The sequence below is a fragment of the Parafannyhessea umbonata genome (genome assembly GCF_900111255.1).
Classification (GTDB): domain Bacteria; phylum Actinomycetota; class Coriobacteriia; order Coriobacteriales; family Atopobiaceae; genus Olsenella_J; species Olsenella_J umbonata_A.
Genome location: NZ_FOGP01000004.1, coordinates 69138 through 83845, shown reverse-complemented (window position 1 = coordinate 83845; position 14708 = coordinate 69138). Strand labels below are relative to the sequence as shown.

The window sequence follows — 14708 nt, the reverse complement described above, 5'->3', positions numbered from 1 at the left end:
ATTTATCGTGTACGTCACCGTAATTGCTGCTTGCTCCATCCGAATTCTCGGAGCATTAGACGTATACTCGAAAGCTGTATATCGCTATTGAATTTCATTGCCCCGGCAAAGGACGATAAAGCATGTCAGAAACTCGCACGTATCTTGATTACCTCAACGAGAAGATAGACATCTCTCCCGCGAACAGCCAGGAAGAGCTTGACGCTGCGGAGCTGTTGGGCTCACTCATGCAGGAACACGGGCTCGAGGTTCAGATGCAGGATTTCGATACGCCTGCCGCCGGCGACCTGCCTCGCAACGTCATGTACGTAATCATGTTCCTGGGCATGTTGCTCGTCGGCTTCCTGGGTTCGGTTGTCGCGCTCGTGGGCCTGCTTCTGGTGGGCGTCCCGTTTGCGCTCCTTGTTCTTGAGTACAGTGGGAGGAACGTTCTGGCCAACCTTGGGCCCAAGGCGCGCAGCCAGAACGTTATCGGCGTGCATCGCGCCTCCGGTCCCCTCGTGGTGAAGGGCAACCGACCCATCGTGATTGTCGCTCACTACGACACTCCCAACGAGGGCCTTCTGTACCGCGAACAGTTCTCGGTCTTTCAGCCGCTCATCCGGCGTTCGACGTTCGTCTGCACCAACGTGGTTGCCGTGTGCGCGCTCATTCAAATCATGGGCTTCCTGCCCGAGTCGTTCCGACACCTCCTCTGGATTGTGGGCATCCTGGCTTCGTTGCCCTCGCTGCTGGTCGGCGTTGCGGCGATCTACGGGCGCTTTGCCCCCTGCACCGAGGGAGCGAACGACAACAAGGCGTCCGTTGCGGCCATGCTCGGCGTGATGGATAAGGTGCACCCCTCCGACGACGAGGCTAAACGCTATATGGCCCTGCACCCGCACATCGAGGCGGTTCCCGCTCCCGAGCCCGAGGGGGCCTTCGACGAGCCCGAGTACCCTGGCGATGACGACGTTGCCGTCAATCATTACGTGCCGCGCGGCTACGATGACGAGCCTGTCGCCGAGCCCGAGCCTGCCGACTATCCTGCATACGTCGAACGGCCTCAGGACGAGGTCTATGGCGCGTCGACCTTCGGGCCAGCTCCGGCTGACGACTACCAGGAGATCGCTTCTCCCCAGGCAGAGGCCTTCGGTGGAGAAGTGCTTGCCAAGGAGGAGTCCGACGACCACTCCGTCGCCGTCGATGTCGAGGCGGACGAGCTGAGCGTGCCGAGCTACAAGGAGCTCCTTGCGGGCAGGGTCCGCCGCGGCGCCGAGTTCATGCAGAGCCTGAACATCCTTCCCGAGGATTGCCAGATCATCTATAAGGAGCCGCCCGCTCCGCAGATCGACCTTTCTGACCTTCCCGAGATTCCCGAGATTCCGGACTTCTCGAGCCTCTACGCCGAGGAGGATGCGGCGCTTGCCGCCGAGGGCCTTGCCGACCAGAATGCCGCGTCACCCCAGCCGTCTGGATTCGTCGAGTACGACCATGAGATTCCCGAGTACTACGAGTACCCGGAGTACGACGAGGACGGCCTTCTCCACTACGTCACGTACGAAGAGCAGTACCCCTTTGCCCACTATGAGCTTGTCCAGCCGGAGCCTGTCCAGGTTGCGTCGACGGGCGCCTTCGAGGAGCACTCTGCGGTAGGCGAGCCCACCCCTCGTGCCGCCGCTGCCGACGAGCCCATCGAGGGTACGGAAGAGGACGGCTTTGCCGAAGTCACCGAGAGGACCGAGCTTTCCGAGACCACGTCCTTCTTGCCTGATGCGGAGCAGTCCTTTGTTGCTTCGACACAGGACCTCGGAACCCGGACGGAGTCCGAGCACGAGAGCTCGCTCGAAGACGTCCCGAGCTTCGAGCCCATTGCGTCGATAGTTCCCGAGGTCCCCGAGACCGACGAGCTAAATGCGGTCGCGAATGCGTTCCAGTCCTCCGACGAAGCCGCCGTGCCCGACGAGCCCGATGGCGCTGCCGCCAGCGCGGACGGCGATTCCGCCGCCGACGAGCCTCTGTATGCCGGGGTGCCGGCTGAGTATGAGCCTATCGTGCCCGAACTTCCCCTGATGGACGCTGATGGCGCGGAGCAGGAGACGCCGGCTGGATTTGATGCTCAGGAGACCACCTCTTTCGCTCCCGTTGCGGACGCGGCGGAGGATGCTCCCGTAGAGGTCGGCGCCGCCGATGACGCGGCCGCACCGGTTGTGCATCCGGAAGTTGCTGCCCAAGTCGAGCCCCTTTACGAGGATGCGGAGTTCGAGACCGTCTCCGATGGGGGCGAGGCTTCGGCCGGTGCCGCGCCTGCGCTTCTGGACAACCTCAAGACGGCTTGGGGCCGACTGGTCGAGCGTTTCAGGAGCCCCGCTGCTTCGGCTGAGGGTCGTGAGCAGGTCGAGCGTGCCGCTGACGCCGCGGCGCCCGCTGACTCTGACGTGACCGAGGTCGCCGACACCGCCGCCGAGGCCGTCGCCGATGAGAGCGGCGACTTCGCAGTGGAGACTCCGACGATTGCCGAGCCGAGCGCCGAGGAGGCAGGCTCGGGCGAGACGACGGCATTCGAGCCAGCACCCTCCGCGAAGGCAGCCTCCGGTGCTGACGAGTCCGAGGCAACCCAGACGGTTGGCTTCGAGCCCCTTCCTGAGACGACCCACGAGCCCTCCCCTCGTTCGGAAAGGCTCGGCCAGGACATCCAGACCATGCAGCCCGCGCCGATGCCCAAGCAGGACATCGATCCGCAGGCGACCATCGCCGTAAGCGCAATGACCTTCTCGTCCGAGCAGGACGTTCCGGAGGAGGAGCTCGCAACCAAGGACGTCAGCGGCCTCGACGCCCTGTCCGTCGACGGCCTGGGCATCAAGGGTGTCTCGGAGGAGAAGCCCAACCCCGCACCTATCGAGGATCCGTCATGGGGGACAAGCTCGTTTCGCCCGATGCCCCAGCCCAACATCGCCCGCCGCGCGGTCCTGTTCGACCTTCCCGACCCGTCCGTCACCCCGTCCGATCCGTTCGTGAGCGACCCAGACTCCACGTCGCCCACGCCGAGCACGCTCGATAACGCTCCGGTCAAGCCGATTGAGTCCGTTGCTCCCGAGCACCGCGCCGAAGCGACCGACGAGGGCACACGCCATGGAGAGCGCCAGGCCATCGGATTCGTCAGCAGTGCTGACGCGCCCCTGCGCCAGTCTGTCCAGGCTGCCGAGAAGCGTCAGAAGAAGCACTTCTCACTGTTCGGACACAAGAAGGCAGAAGAGCCGGAATCGATGAGCGACTGGCTTGGCGTCGAGCAGGACTATGACGCCAAGAAGAACGGCCGCAAGATTGGTAACTGGGACAACTTCAAGGACGAGTCCGAGAAGGGCCGCGGCAACTGGAAGGGTGGCGGCACCACCCGCTCTGGGTTCCGCGTCGTTGAGGGCGAGCAGAACGTTGAGCCCGAGGGCGCCGTGGGATACGAGCTCTCTTCGGGTCCTGAGGGTGCTGGCGAAGTCCAGTACGAGTATGGTAAGCAAACGCATTCGCCCGAGGATGCTGCTGCGCCCTACGATGACGGCTACTCCGAGCCGCTTGCTGAGTCTGGTGGGGAGCCGAACGACGAAGACGTCCGCGAGGCCATCCTGGGAATGAACGACGACGAGCTTCTCGCACACGACATCTGGTTCGTCGCCGTTGGAGCTTCCTCGCTCGATCATGCTGGCATCAAGAACTTCCTAGCGGAGTATCGCCGCGACGTTCGTGGCGCCTTCGTCGTCAACCTGGACTCCGTCGGTGCCGGCGACCTTACCATCCTGAGCCACGAGGGCTCCGCCGAGATCCGTCGCGCGGACAGGAGGATGGGTCGCCTACTCCTCAACATCGCAAGGGACATGCACGTTGCCCTGGGTCACAGGAAGTACAACTGGGCGACGACTGATGCTACGCCCGCCATGAAGGCGAACATGCGCGCGACCACCATCATGGGAACGGCGCCTTCCGGTGTTCCGGCGCTGTCGCATACGGCTGAGGACGTTGCGCCCAACATCGATCGAGCGCAGGTCGCAACGGTCACTGAACTCGTTGCCGAGCTCATCCGCCGCGCATAGTCTCGTATCAAGAAGAGCAGGAGGCCCGCCTCGACGAGGTGGGCCTCCTTGTGTGTCCGGTCGCTATGATATGGGCAAGAATAGCGCTCGCCTTGCTTTAGGAGCAGTTGGCTCGCAGATAATCGATGATGTCGTTGGATTCGTACAACGGCTCGCCGTCGATAAAGAGGCAGGGGACCTGCTTCTTGCCACCGACCTCGATAAGCGTCTTGAGCGCGGCGTCATCCGTGAGGATGTTGCGCAGCGGAAGCTCGATGCCGTCCTCTTCCATAAAGTCGAGCACCTTAGCGCAGAACGGACAAGTGGGCTTGTAGTACAGAACCAGTTCCTTTTCTTCAGCCATGGTACCTCCTTCGTTTTGCGGACGATTAGATATTACCCACGTAACGGCTGGAACCCCTGCTTTTTCGCTGCGCTTGTTACAAAAGGTTGAGCCGTCGCGCCCCGGCATGGCCGTACCCGAAGGCGTTGCGTGTCAAGAGGGCTGGGGACTCCGTAGCCAGAACGGGCACGCGAGCGAGAGGCAGGCGCTTCTCGCTGGGCCCCTGGCTAAGGGGCTGAATGTGCGTGTTTGCTTCCCAAAGGACTGGCCTTATGTCTGGTGACGGACGTTTCATGTGGAACCCTTCCGAGCCGCGATTGTTCTTTTGCGGGCTTGTGAGAGAAGGGTAGACCTTGGGCGTAGCACGAATCTGACCACGGACTTGAGCTGCGGTAGGCTTGCCTGTTGTCGATTTCTGCCCAGGGGATTGCGTTGTTGGCGCATAAAAAGGGGACCCTTCCGACGGAAGGGTCCCTGTCAAGTCACTGGAGCGGGCGACGGGACTCGAACCCGCGGATGATGGCTTGGGAAGCCATTGCCTTACCACTTGGCGACGCCCGCGTACGGATGAATAGTAGCACACTTGTCGCAACCGACGCCTATCCGAGCGGTCAATTTCGGCGCGTGTCGCTTCCGGGGCCGGGCGTGCGTGAACGGGTCACACGTTGGATGCGGATACTTCTGATACCTACACCTTGCATGCGGATGGATGGTTTAAAATCCCCCTTGCGCTTTTAATTGAATCGGGGTCCTTGGGGCCCATCCCATTTTTTGGGAGAACGAAGGGATACTACATGGTCGAGACCATGACCGAGCAAGAGGCCAGGCGCGCTCTCGAGGGGCTGGCTCCCCAGATTGAAGCCTACGCCGAGCTGATTGTCCGCAAGGGCATTGCGGTTCAGAAAGGGCAGGAGGTTGTCGTTAACTCTCCGGTCGAGCGCGCGGACTTCGCCCGCGTCGTTGTCAAGAAGGCATATGAGGCTGGTGCCGGGCACGTTACCGTAATCTGGGCTGACGACCAGATGAGTCGTCTGGAGTATCAGAACGTTGGCATCGACTACTTCAAGCATGTGCCCGCGTGGAAGCGCGAACAGCTCAACGGCCTTGCCGAAGACGGTGCATGCTTCCTGTTCCTTGAAGGCTCCGACCCCTCCATTTTCGACGGAATCGATCCTAAGAAGCCTGCGGCCGCACGTTTTGCGCGCAACACCGAGTGCATGGCCTTTCGTGATGGCATGGATTTCGGTCGCAACGCCTGGTGCATCGCCGGCGTTCCCGTCGAGGCTTGGGCCAAGAAGGTCTTTCCTGAGACTGACGGGGTCGAGCCCATCTATAAGATGTGGCTCGCCATCCTTTCGGCCGCCCGAGCGGACGGTGCCGATCCCCAAAGCGACTGGGAGACGCACAATGCGGCGTTCGAAAAGAACAAGCGCCGTCTGAACGAGGCTGCCTTCGACGCGCTTCGCTACGAGGCCAAGAACGGCACCAACCTCACCGTCGGCCTTAACAAGGGCTCACTGTGGGATGGTGGTGCCGGAACGACCGTCGGTGGAGTCTCGTACTTCCCCAACATCCCGACCGAAGAGGTGTTTACCTCGCCCGATCGTATGCGTGCCGACGGCATCGTGTACTCCGCCATGCCGCTTGTCCATGCGGGTCAGATCATCGATGGGTTCTGGCTCAGGTTTGAGGGCGGCCGTGTGATTGACTTTGGCGCCAAGCGCGGCAAGGAGGTCCTGCGCCACATCATCGAGACGGACGAGAACTCCTGTCGACTGGGGGAGTGCGCACTTATCTCCAAGAACACCCCTATCCGGCAGAGCGAGATTCTGTTCTATGACACGCTCTACGACGAGAACGCCTCTTGTCACCTTGCACTGGGCATGGGCTTCCCCGAGTGCCTCGCCGGCGGCCTTGAGATGAACAAGGAGGAGCTCATCGCCCACGGGGTCAACCAGTCTGCCGTCCACGTGGACTTCATGATTGGCTCGGATGACATCAACATCTGGGGCATTACGCAGGACGGCGACCAGGTTCCCGTCTTCGTCGAGGGGCAGTGGGCCTGGGAGAACCAGTAATCTCATCCATGTGGGTCGTCTAGTTCGAGGGTCACTCATCGTGGTATGATTCACCTGCAAAAGGGTCGTTAGCTCAGTTGGTAGAGCAGGGGACTTTTAATCCCAAGGTCGTGGGTTCGAGACCCACACGACCCACCAAAGAATGCAACGGGTTAGGGGCTTAGCCTCTGGCCCGTTTTCTTATGTAGCACGTCGGGCAACCGGCATGCACCCACTCCGGATGCCATGACCTTCTCGTCTGGTACCACGGTGTTGTAACCACTATTCATATTGATATTGACGCAAAGGTTCAATAAGAAACCGCTCAACTATATGAAACGTCTTGTCACAATCCAGGTGCTACATTCGAGTGGGCGCATAGGCTACGGTTACGAGAGAAGGCAAAAATGGCTCAAAAGTGTTGTGGCAGACGCCCTGTCGCAATCCTGTTGCGAGCGTTCCTCTCGACGGCATTGGTCTTTGGTGCCGCCACGGCGCTTTCACGGGTTGCCTGGGCAGACGAAGACGCGCAAGACGTCGTAACGTCAAACTCGGTCGCTGCCCAGGGCGACGCAAAGGCTGAGGAACCTTCGCCGGAAGCGAGTGTGGCTCCTACCAAGAGACCTGGTGAGGTCCTGGAAGCGAAGGATGAGTCAGCCCAGGTGTATCAGGCTTCTGCCGAGGTGTCCGAGGCAACCGCTGCCCCCGCAGCCCCCGAGCCCGCGACGGGCGCACCCGCTTTTCCTGTGACTGCGCAGGAATCCGCCGCATCGCGGGTTGTGCCTGCGGATGCCGGTCATCTGCCCGCGAGCGCCACTCCGACTACGGCGGCACCAAAGATTGCCGTGCAGTCCGACAGCGACGTCGATCAGATCATCGTTCACATGACCATCGACGAGAAGATCGCCCAGATGATCATTCCTGCCATCCGTACTTGGAATGGCCAAGAGGTCGTTGACCTTTCCGCGGTGCCCGAGCTGGCTGCTGCGCTGCGCAAGCACCAGTATGGCGGCATCATTCTGTTTGGCCAGAACGTAAAGGGTGTAGAGCAGACGTTCCGTCTCGTGTATGACCTTCAGGCCAACAACGGTCAGATTGGCGCGACAAGCAAGATTCCGTACCTCATGCCGATCGATGAGGAGGGTGGCGTTGTGACACGCCTCTCTATGGGCACCCGCATGACGGGCAGCATGGCGACCGGCGCGACGGGCGAGCAGGCCGAGGCCAATGCGGAGAAGACCGGAGAAGTGATTGGCAAGGAGCTTGCGGCCCTTGGCTTCAACGTGGACTTTGCGCCTGATGCCGATGTCAACAACAATCCGCTCAACCCCGTGATTGGCGTGAGGTCCTTCTCGGATGACCCCAAGACCGTCGCAAAGCTTGCCATGGCGTTCATGCGCGGCCTTAAGAAGAGCAACGTTGCCGCGACCTTCAAGCACTTCCCGGGCCATGGCGACACGGCGACCGACACGCACACGGGCGGAGCGTCGGTCAACAAGACTGGTGACGAGCTCCGCAAGACCGAGCTCGTTCCATTCAAGTTCGTTGTCGAGGGCGGCGCCGATATTATCATGACGGCACACATCACGCTGCCCCAGTTCGACGATCCTGTCATCTTCGCCGACGGAACCACGGGCTACTATCCCGCAACGATGTCCCACAAGATTCTGACCGATCTTCTTCGCCGCGAACTCGGTTACGACGGCGTCATCGTTACCGACGCCCTCGAGATGGGCGCCGTGTATGACGGCGGTCTGGTTCCTGGCAGAAAGGGGTCCGTTGAGTACTGCACGAACGTTGCCGAGAAGGTCATCAATGCCGGTGCCGACATGCTCCTCATTCCCACTGATTTGAAGAGCGAGGAAGCCGCGGCATTCTACGACCAGTACATCGCGGCGCTCATCGCGAAGGTGAACGACGGCTCCATCCCCGTGGACCGCATCAATGAGAGCGTCAGGCGCATCCTCGAGCTAAAGAAGAAGTACGGCATTCTCGACCTTGACGTTTCCGCGATCAACCTCGATCAGGCCGTTGCCAACGCGAAGCAGGTCGTGGGCAGCGACGAGAACCATGCGACCGAGATGGACGTTGCCCAGCAGGTGGTCACGGTCATCAAGAACGACAGCATTACGCTTCCCGTCTCCGGCCACAAGGGAGCCGTTGTGGTCCTTGGCCGCCAGCAGGGCGACGAGGTCGTCCTCGACCACGCAATCAAGGACCTCCAGGAGAAGGGCATCATTGCTGCCGATGCCAAGGTTACCAACCTGGTGTCGGGCGCGACCCGCGGCTCGGACTCCTCCGCCATGAAGATCGTCATCGCCCTCTATTATGATGCATCAACCGGCACCGCCCTCTACAGTCAGGACCTCATCGACGCCCTCGCGCACGCTGACGTGACGATTGCCCTGAGCAAGATGTACAACGTTTCGGGCTTGCAGGATGACTCTCCTTACCACCAGGGCATTCAGAAGGCCATCGACCAGACTCACGCCGCCGGTGGAAAGTTCGTGCTCTTGAGCGCTAACCTGCCCTACGACGTCGCTCGCTATCAGAACGCCGACGCAATCGTGCTCGCATACATGGCCTCTGGCACCAACATGGACCCCACCGACCGTGGTTCCGGAAACGCCGGTGCCTACAACGCGAATATCATCGCGGCCGTCGAGGCGATGTTCGACGCGCGGAACCCTACGGGAGAGCTTCCGGTCAACATCCCGAGTATGACCAAGAAGGATGACGGCTCCTACACGTTTGACCCCTCGCCGACGCTGTACAAGCGCGGCTTCGGCCTTTCGTATGACTACCAGTTCACCAATGGCGGAAATGCGACGTATGTCGCGGGCTCCGAGAGAGGCCTCGTCTTCGAGACCAACGCTCGTCATGACAAACTGGTAAAGGTGCTCGTTGATGGCGTTGCTGTGAGCGAGGGAGACTACGAGGTTCTTCCTGGCTCGACCGTTCTGGCGCTCTCGTCGAGCTTCCTCGACGCGCTCTCCGCGGGCAAGCACGCTCTGGCGCTCGCCTATGACTACGGTGAGGGTGAGTTTGACCTCTCGACTGCGTTTGCCGTTGCCAAGGCGGCCCAAAACGCATCCGAGGCGAGCGACGATTCTTCCTCCATCTACGCCGCAACCTCCGCGCCTTCGCATCAGGCCCGCTCGAAGGCCGCATACGCCGGGCTTCCCAAGACGGGCGACCTTGCGGTTGACGTGGCGCCGCTGATCTTGGTCGCCGCCGGCATCCTAACTGCCGGCGGCGCGATGATGAAGGGTGTGCGAGTCAAGTAGAGCTGCGCAAAGTTTTGGTAGAAAATTTGCGCGAACGGGGTCGGGGCTGACGTTCCGGCCCCGTCTTCGTATCTGGGTTTGACGAACGCGCGTAAAAGTCAGGCCATTGTGGCATATACGACGCTTGCAATATTATATGCATATGACCGCATACGCAGAGTACCTGCGGATTTGTGGGGCGTTTGTCGACAAACGTGCTGCATTGTTACGTGAGCGCGCAGAAATGTTAGCCTTTTGTTTCAAGAAAATTACCTACGGCGGAAATCGTTGGCAATCGCCGTCTAGCACGCTAAAGTACCAACCCAACAAGTCTCGCGCAGCAACGAGCTGCTGGTTTACGAAGGGGGAAAGCCAATATGCAGCACAACATGACCGCAGTGAGCTCCCTCCGACGCCAGAACCGACGAATCACGCTGCGATGCCAGCGCGTGCTGACTTGTGTCTTCTAAGAGGGATACACCTCGAAATACAGAGACCCAATGGCACCCAGGCATCGCGCCCGGGTGCCATTTTTCTTATGCAGCGTAGCTAATAGTCATGGAAACTGACGGAAGCAAGTGGCGAGCACGCCAACAAACATGGGAGTGATACAGATGGTAGAGACGGCAAACAAGGAGAGGGTAGTCCTCGCGTATTCCGGTGGCCTTGACACCTCCGTTATGGTCAAGTGGCTTCAGGTCGAGAAGAACCTCGACGTCGTTGCCATTTGCTGCAACGTGGGCCAGGAGTCTCAGGACCTCAATTGGGTCAAGCAGAAGGCTCTCGACATGGGTGCCATTGCCGCTGAGTCGGTTGACATGCGCAACGAGTACGCCGAGCAGGTCCTGACCAAGGCCGTGGCCGCAAACGGCCTATACGAGGGAACCTACCCACTGCTCTCGGCCCTCTCCCGCCCGATGATCTCGGCCTACATGGTCGAGGCTGCGCACCAGTACGGTGCCACCTACATTGCCCATGGCTGTACCGGCAAGGGTAACGACCAGGTGCGCTTCGAGACCTCCATCCACGCCATCGATCCCTCGCTCAACGTCATCGCTCCCGTTCGCGAGTGGGACCTCCTGACCCGCGAGCAGGAGATGGAGTGGGCCGCCGCACACGACGTGCCCGTTCCCACCACGGCGGCCAAGCCCTACTCCATCGATGACAACCTGTTCGGCAGGGCCATCGAGTGCGGCGTGCTCGAAAACGCCTGGAACGAGCCGCCTGCGGACATCTGGACGATGACGGTCAGTCCTGAGGAGGCTCCCGACACGCCGACCGAGGTCGTCATTGGCTTCGAGGCCGGAGTTCCCGTCTCCCTGGACGGCAAGAAGATGTCCATGCTCGACCTCATCGTGAAGCTCAACAAGATTGCCGGCGCCAACGCCTATGGCCGCATCGACATGATCGAGGACCGCGTCATCGGCATCAAGAGCCGCGAGTGCTACGAGTGCCCCGCTTCTCTCGCACTCATCAACGCCCACAAGGCCCTCGAGTCCATGTGCCTCGACCACGACACGCTTCACTACAAGGCGTCGGTTGATCAGAAGTGGGCCACGCTCATCTACGACGGCCTCTGGTTCTCGCCGCTCAAGAACTCCCTCGATGCGTTCATCGCGAGCACCCAGCAGTATGTGACCGGTGAGGTGAGGGCCAAGTTCTACAAGGGCACCTTCGTCGTCACCGGCCGCAAGTCCGATTACTCTCTGTATCAGGAGGGCCTGGCCACCTACGGCGACGGCGACCTCTTCGATCGCTCCAAGTCGGCCGGCTGGATCAGCCTCCACTCGCTGCCCACGCAGACCTGGTCCAAGCAGCAGGGCCCCAAGCACGTCCAGTCGCTGTCGGAGCATGAGGTCAAGCAGTTCCAGATTGGCAACACGGCGACGCCTGTTCCGCAGGCTCCTACCGAGAAGGCCAAGGTTCACGTCGTTTGCGCATAGGTTTTTAGCAAGATGGGGGAGAAGCACATGGCACTATGGTCCGGCAGGTTCGAGCAGGGCGTCGATGAGTTTACCCAGCGCTTTGGCGCTTCGCTCGAGGTGGACAAGAAGATGTACCGGCAGGACATCGCCGGATCCATTGCGCATGCCAAGATGCTCGCGAAGCAGGGCGTCCTTTCTGAGGAGGACGTCCGGAAGATTGAGGCCGGCCTTCGCGCGATCAAGGAGAAGATCGAATCGGGCTCCTTCGAGTGGGACGTCAACGACGAGGACATCCACATGGCCGTCGAGGGTGCGCTGACTGCAGACATTGGCGACGCTGGTGCCCGCCTGCACACCGGAAGGTCCAGAAACGATCAGGTTGCAACTGACATCCGGCTGCTCGCGAAGGACCTCCTGCTTGGGCTGATTCAGGCCAACTGCTCTTTGCGCGACGCTCTTCTCGAAGGCGCGGAGAAGTACTTCGGCGTGGTCATGCCAGGCTATACGCACATGCAGCACGCGCAGCCCGTGCTCTTCTCGCACCACCTGCTTGCCTACTTCTGGATGCTCACGCGTGACTTCGGCCGCCTCGCCTCGGCCTATCATGCGGCTGACGCCAACCCTCTTGGCTCGGCCGCCCTTGCGGGAACTACCTATCCGCTCGACCGTCACTACACTACGGAGCTCCTGGGCTTTGACCACCCCATTCCCAACTCGATGGACGCGGTGTCCGACCGCGACTACCTGCTCGATCTCGAGTACGCCTGCAGCGTGAGCATGATGCACCTCTCGCGCCTGTGCGAGGAGATCATCACCTGGTCCACCACCGAGTTTGGCTTCATCACGCTTAGCGACTCGTACTCCACCGGATCCTCTATCATGCCGCAGAAAAAGAACCCAGACTTCGCTGAGCTCACGCGCGGCAAGACGGGCCGCGTCTACGGCGACCTGATGACGCTTCTCACGACTATGAAGGGACTGCCGCTGGCGTACAACAAGGACCTTCAGGAGTGCAAGGAGGGCGCGATCGATGCGGCCGAGACACTTCACGACTGCATGACCTGCGTCGAGGGCATGGTGAGAACCTGGGAGGTCCACGAGCAGCGTATGCTGGACGAGGCTGGACAGGGCTTCACTGCCGCGACCGACGTCGCCGACTACCTGGCCAAGCACGGCCTGCCGTTCCGTCGCGCGCACGAGGTCGTGGGCGAGCTGGTCCTTTACTGCGAGAAGCACCACATGGGGCTCGAGGACCTCACGCTCGAGGACTTCAAGAAGGCGAGTTCGCTCTTCGAGGACGACATCGCACGGGACCTTGATCCCGCTGGCATCGCCGGTGCGCGCAACACTTATGGCGGGACAGGCCATGAGGCCGTTCGCGTCCAGATTAGCGAGGCGCACGACACGCTCGGTCGCGACCAACTTGCGGCAAAGTCGCTTGCCGCCAAGGCCGTCTAGCCCGGCCGATACGTCGTGGCCGACATCTGATTCGACCTCCGCCTTGGTCCGACCTTTCAAGAAAGAAGCGCACACGTCCTGAGTCGATGGGGGTAGTTTGCGCTCTGGTTGCGCAGTCTCCTCGTCGTGCGGCGCCGCGGTAGAATCTTGTGCGGCTCATTTGTCTGTGCGTGATTGCATGCACTTCTCCTTATGAAAGGACGCCACATGATCGATCGCTACACCCGTCCCGAGATGGGCAAGATCTTCTCGCTCGAGAACAAGTACGCCATCTGGCAGGAGATCGAGGTCCTGGCTTGCGAGGCCCATGCCGAGCTTGGGCTGAACGGCATCACCAAGGAAGAGGCGCAGTGGATTCGCGATCACGCCAAGTTCAACAAGGCAGAGGTCGACGAGATTGAGGCTGTCACCAACCACGACGTCATCGCGTTTTTGACCAACATGGGCAGCTACATTGACGCTGACGTCCCCGAGGGCAAGCCCAGGCCCAGCCGTTGGGTCCACTATGGCATGACCAGCTCGGACCTTGGCGACACCGCGCTGTGCTACCAGCTGGTCCAGGCGACCGACATCCTGATCGAGGATTGCCGCAAGCTCGGCAAGATCTGCAAGCGTCGCGCGTTCGAGGAGCGCGAGACCCTCTGCGTTGGCCGTACCCACGGCATCCACGCCGAGCCGATGACCTTTGGCATGAAGTTCGGCAGCTGGGCCTGGGAGCTCAAGCGCGACCTCGATCGCCTGCAGGACGCCCGCAACAACGTCGCTTTCGGCGCCATCTCGGGTGCCGTCGGAACCTACTCCAGCATCGACCCGCGCGTCGAGGAGTACGTCTGCGAGCGCCTGGGCCTGGTTCACGACCCCCTGTCGACACAGGTCATCAGCCGCGACCACCACGCCTATCTTGCCGGCGTTCTTGCCACGACCGCCGCGACCTGCGAGCGCATCGCGACCGAGATCCGCAACCTCCAGCGTACTGACACCCTCGAGGCCGAGGAGCCGTTCCGCAAGGGCCAGAAGGGCTCCAGTGCCATGCCGCACAAGCGCAATCCCATCACGCTCGAGAAGGTCTGCGGTCTCTCTCGTGTCGTCAAGGCGAACGCGCAGGTCGCGTTTGACAACGTCGCTCTTTGGCACGAGCGTGATATCAGCCACTCCTCCGCCGAGCGCGTCGCCCAGGCAGACAGCTTCATCGCCCTGGACCACATGTTCACCTGCCTCAACCGCATCGTCGACGGCCTGATTCTGTATCCCGCCCAGATGCTGGCTAACCTCAACAAGACCCGCGGCCTCATCTACTCCTCCAAGGTCTTGCTTGCCCTGGTCGACACGGGCATCACGCGCGAGGATGCCTACAAGATCGTCCAGTCGAACGCCATGGCAACCTGGCATGAGGTGCAGCAGTGCGATCCGAACGGCACCACCTTCCGCTCCAAGCTCGAGGCCGATCCCGCCTGCAAGCTCACAGCGGAGCAGCTCGACAAGATCTTCGACCCCTGGAGCTTCCTCGGTCGCATCGACACGGTGTTCGACCGCCTCGAGCAGCTCGACTTCGACTAGCCCGGCTTGCGCCAGGAGAGAAGTACGCGGGCCCTCCTGAGCAAGCAGCCCTGATTCGC

At 61.1% G+C, this 14708-nt stretch carries 7 protein-coding genes and 2 tRNA genes; 7 read left to right on the top strand and 2 right to left on the bottom strand.

The features are described 5' to 3' along the window. Positions 1 to 122 precede the first annotated feature (122 nt). Positions 123 to 4064 carry a M28 family peptidase gene (locus BMY31_RS06005; protein ID WP_091009122.1) on the top strand — a complete coding sequence of 1314 codons (3942 nt, stop codon included), beginning with the start codon at positions 123 to 125 and terminating at the stop codon, positions 4062 to 4064. A gap of 97 nt (positions 4065 to 4161) precedes the next feature. Here BMY31_RS06005 and BMY31_RS06000 read toward each other — a convergent pair whose 3' ends face one another. Beyond that, positions 4162 to 4407 (bottom strand): glutaredoxin family protein, encoded by a 246-nt coding sequence (locus tag BMY31_RS06000; protein ID WP_078687327.1) that lies wholly within the window; start codon positions 4405 to 4407, stop codon positions 4162 to 4164. Between the two features lie 465 nt (positions 4408 to 4872). Then, positions 4873 to 4947: transfer RNA gene (locus BMY31_RS05995), tRNA-Gly, on the bottom strand. 233 nt (positions 4948 to 5180) lie between these two features. On the opposite strand from BMY31_RS05995, the gene BMY31_RS05990 reads away from it, so the two are divergent. The 6 genes from BMY31_RS05990 to purB all read left to right on the top strand — a co-directional run bounded on the left by BMY31_RS05990 (position 5181) and on the right by purB (position 14649). Further along, the gene (locus tag BMY31_RS05990) at positions 5181 to 6464 is read left to right on the top strand and encodes an aminopeptidase (RefSeq protein WP_091009119.1); all 1284 of its coding nucleotides are present in this window, start codon (positions 5181 to 5183) and stop codon (positions 6462 to 6464) included. 62 nt (positions 6465 to 6526) lie between these two features. Further along, positions 6527 to 6602 (top strand) — tRNA-Lys (locus tag BMY31_RS05985). A 446-nt stretch (positions 6603 to 7048) separates the two neighbouring features. Next, the gene (locus BMY31_RS05980; protein ID WP_180371370.1) at positions 7049 to 9730 is read left to right on the top strand and encodes a glycoside hydrolase family 3 protein; all 2682 of its coding nucleotides are present in this window, start codon (positions 7049 to 7051) and stop codon (positions 9728 to 9730) included. Between the two features lie 593 nt (positions 9731 to 10323). Beyond that, positions 10324 to 11652 (top strand): argininosuccinate synthase, encoded by a 1329-nt coding sequence (locus BMY31_RS05975; protein WP_091009109.1) that lies wholly within the window; start codon positions 10324 to 10326, stop codon positions 11650 to 11652. Between the two features lie 27 nt (positions 11653 to 11679). After that, positions 11680 to 13092, top strand: coding sequence for an argininosuccinate lyase (argH, locus tag BMY31_RS05970; protein ID WP_078687331.1), 1413 nt, complete (start codon positions 11680 to 11682; stop codon positions 13090 to 13092). Positions 13093 to 13299: 207 nt separating this feature from the next. Beyond that, entirely contained in the window at positions 13300 to 14649 is a 1350-nt protein-coding gene (purB, locus tag BMY31_RS05965) for an adenylosuccinate lyase (RefSeq protein WP_091009107.1), read from the top strand. Positions 14650 to 14708: the final 59 nt, after the last annotated feature.

Bases quoted from the DNA above. Each gene is read 5' to 3' on its own strand.
- BMY31_RS06000 (WP_078687327.1), bottom strand. From the start codon at position 4,407: ATGGCTGAAGAAAAGGAACTGGTTCTGTACTACAAGCCCACTTGTCCG.
- argH (WP_078687331.1), top strand. From the start codon at position 11,680: ATGGCACTATGGTCCGGCAGGTTCGAGCAGGGCGTCGATGAGTTTACC.
- BMY31_RS05975 (WP_091009109.1), top strand. From the start codon at position 10,324: ATGGTAGAGACGGCAAACAAGGAGAGGGTAGTCCTCGCGTATTCCGGT.
- BMY31_RS06005 (WP_091009122.1), top strand. From the start codon at position 123: ATGTCAGAAACTCGCACGTATCTTGATTACCTCAACGAGAAGATAGAC.
- BMY31_RS05990 (WP_091009119.1), top strand. From the start codon at position 5,181: ATGGTCGAGACCATGACCGAGCAAGAGGCCAGGCGCGCTCTCGAGGGG.
- purB (WP_091009107.1), top strand. From the start codon at position 13,300: ATGATCGATCGCTACACCCGTCCCGAGATGGGCAAGATCTTCTCGCTC.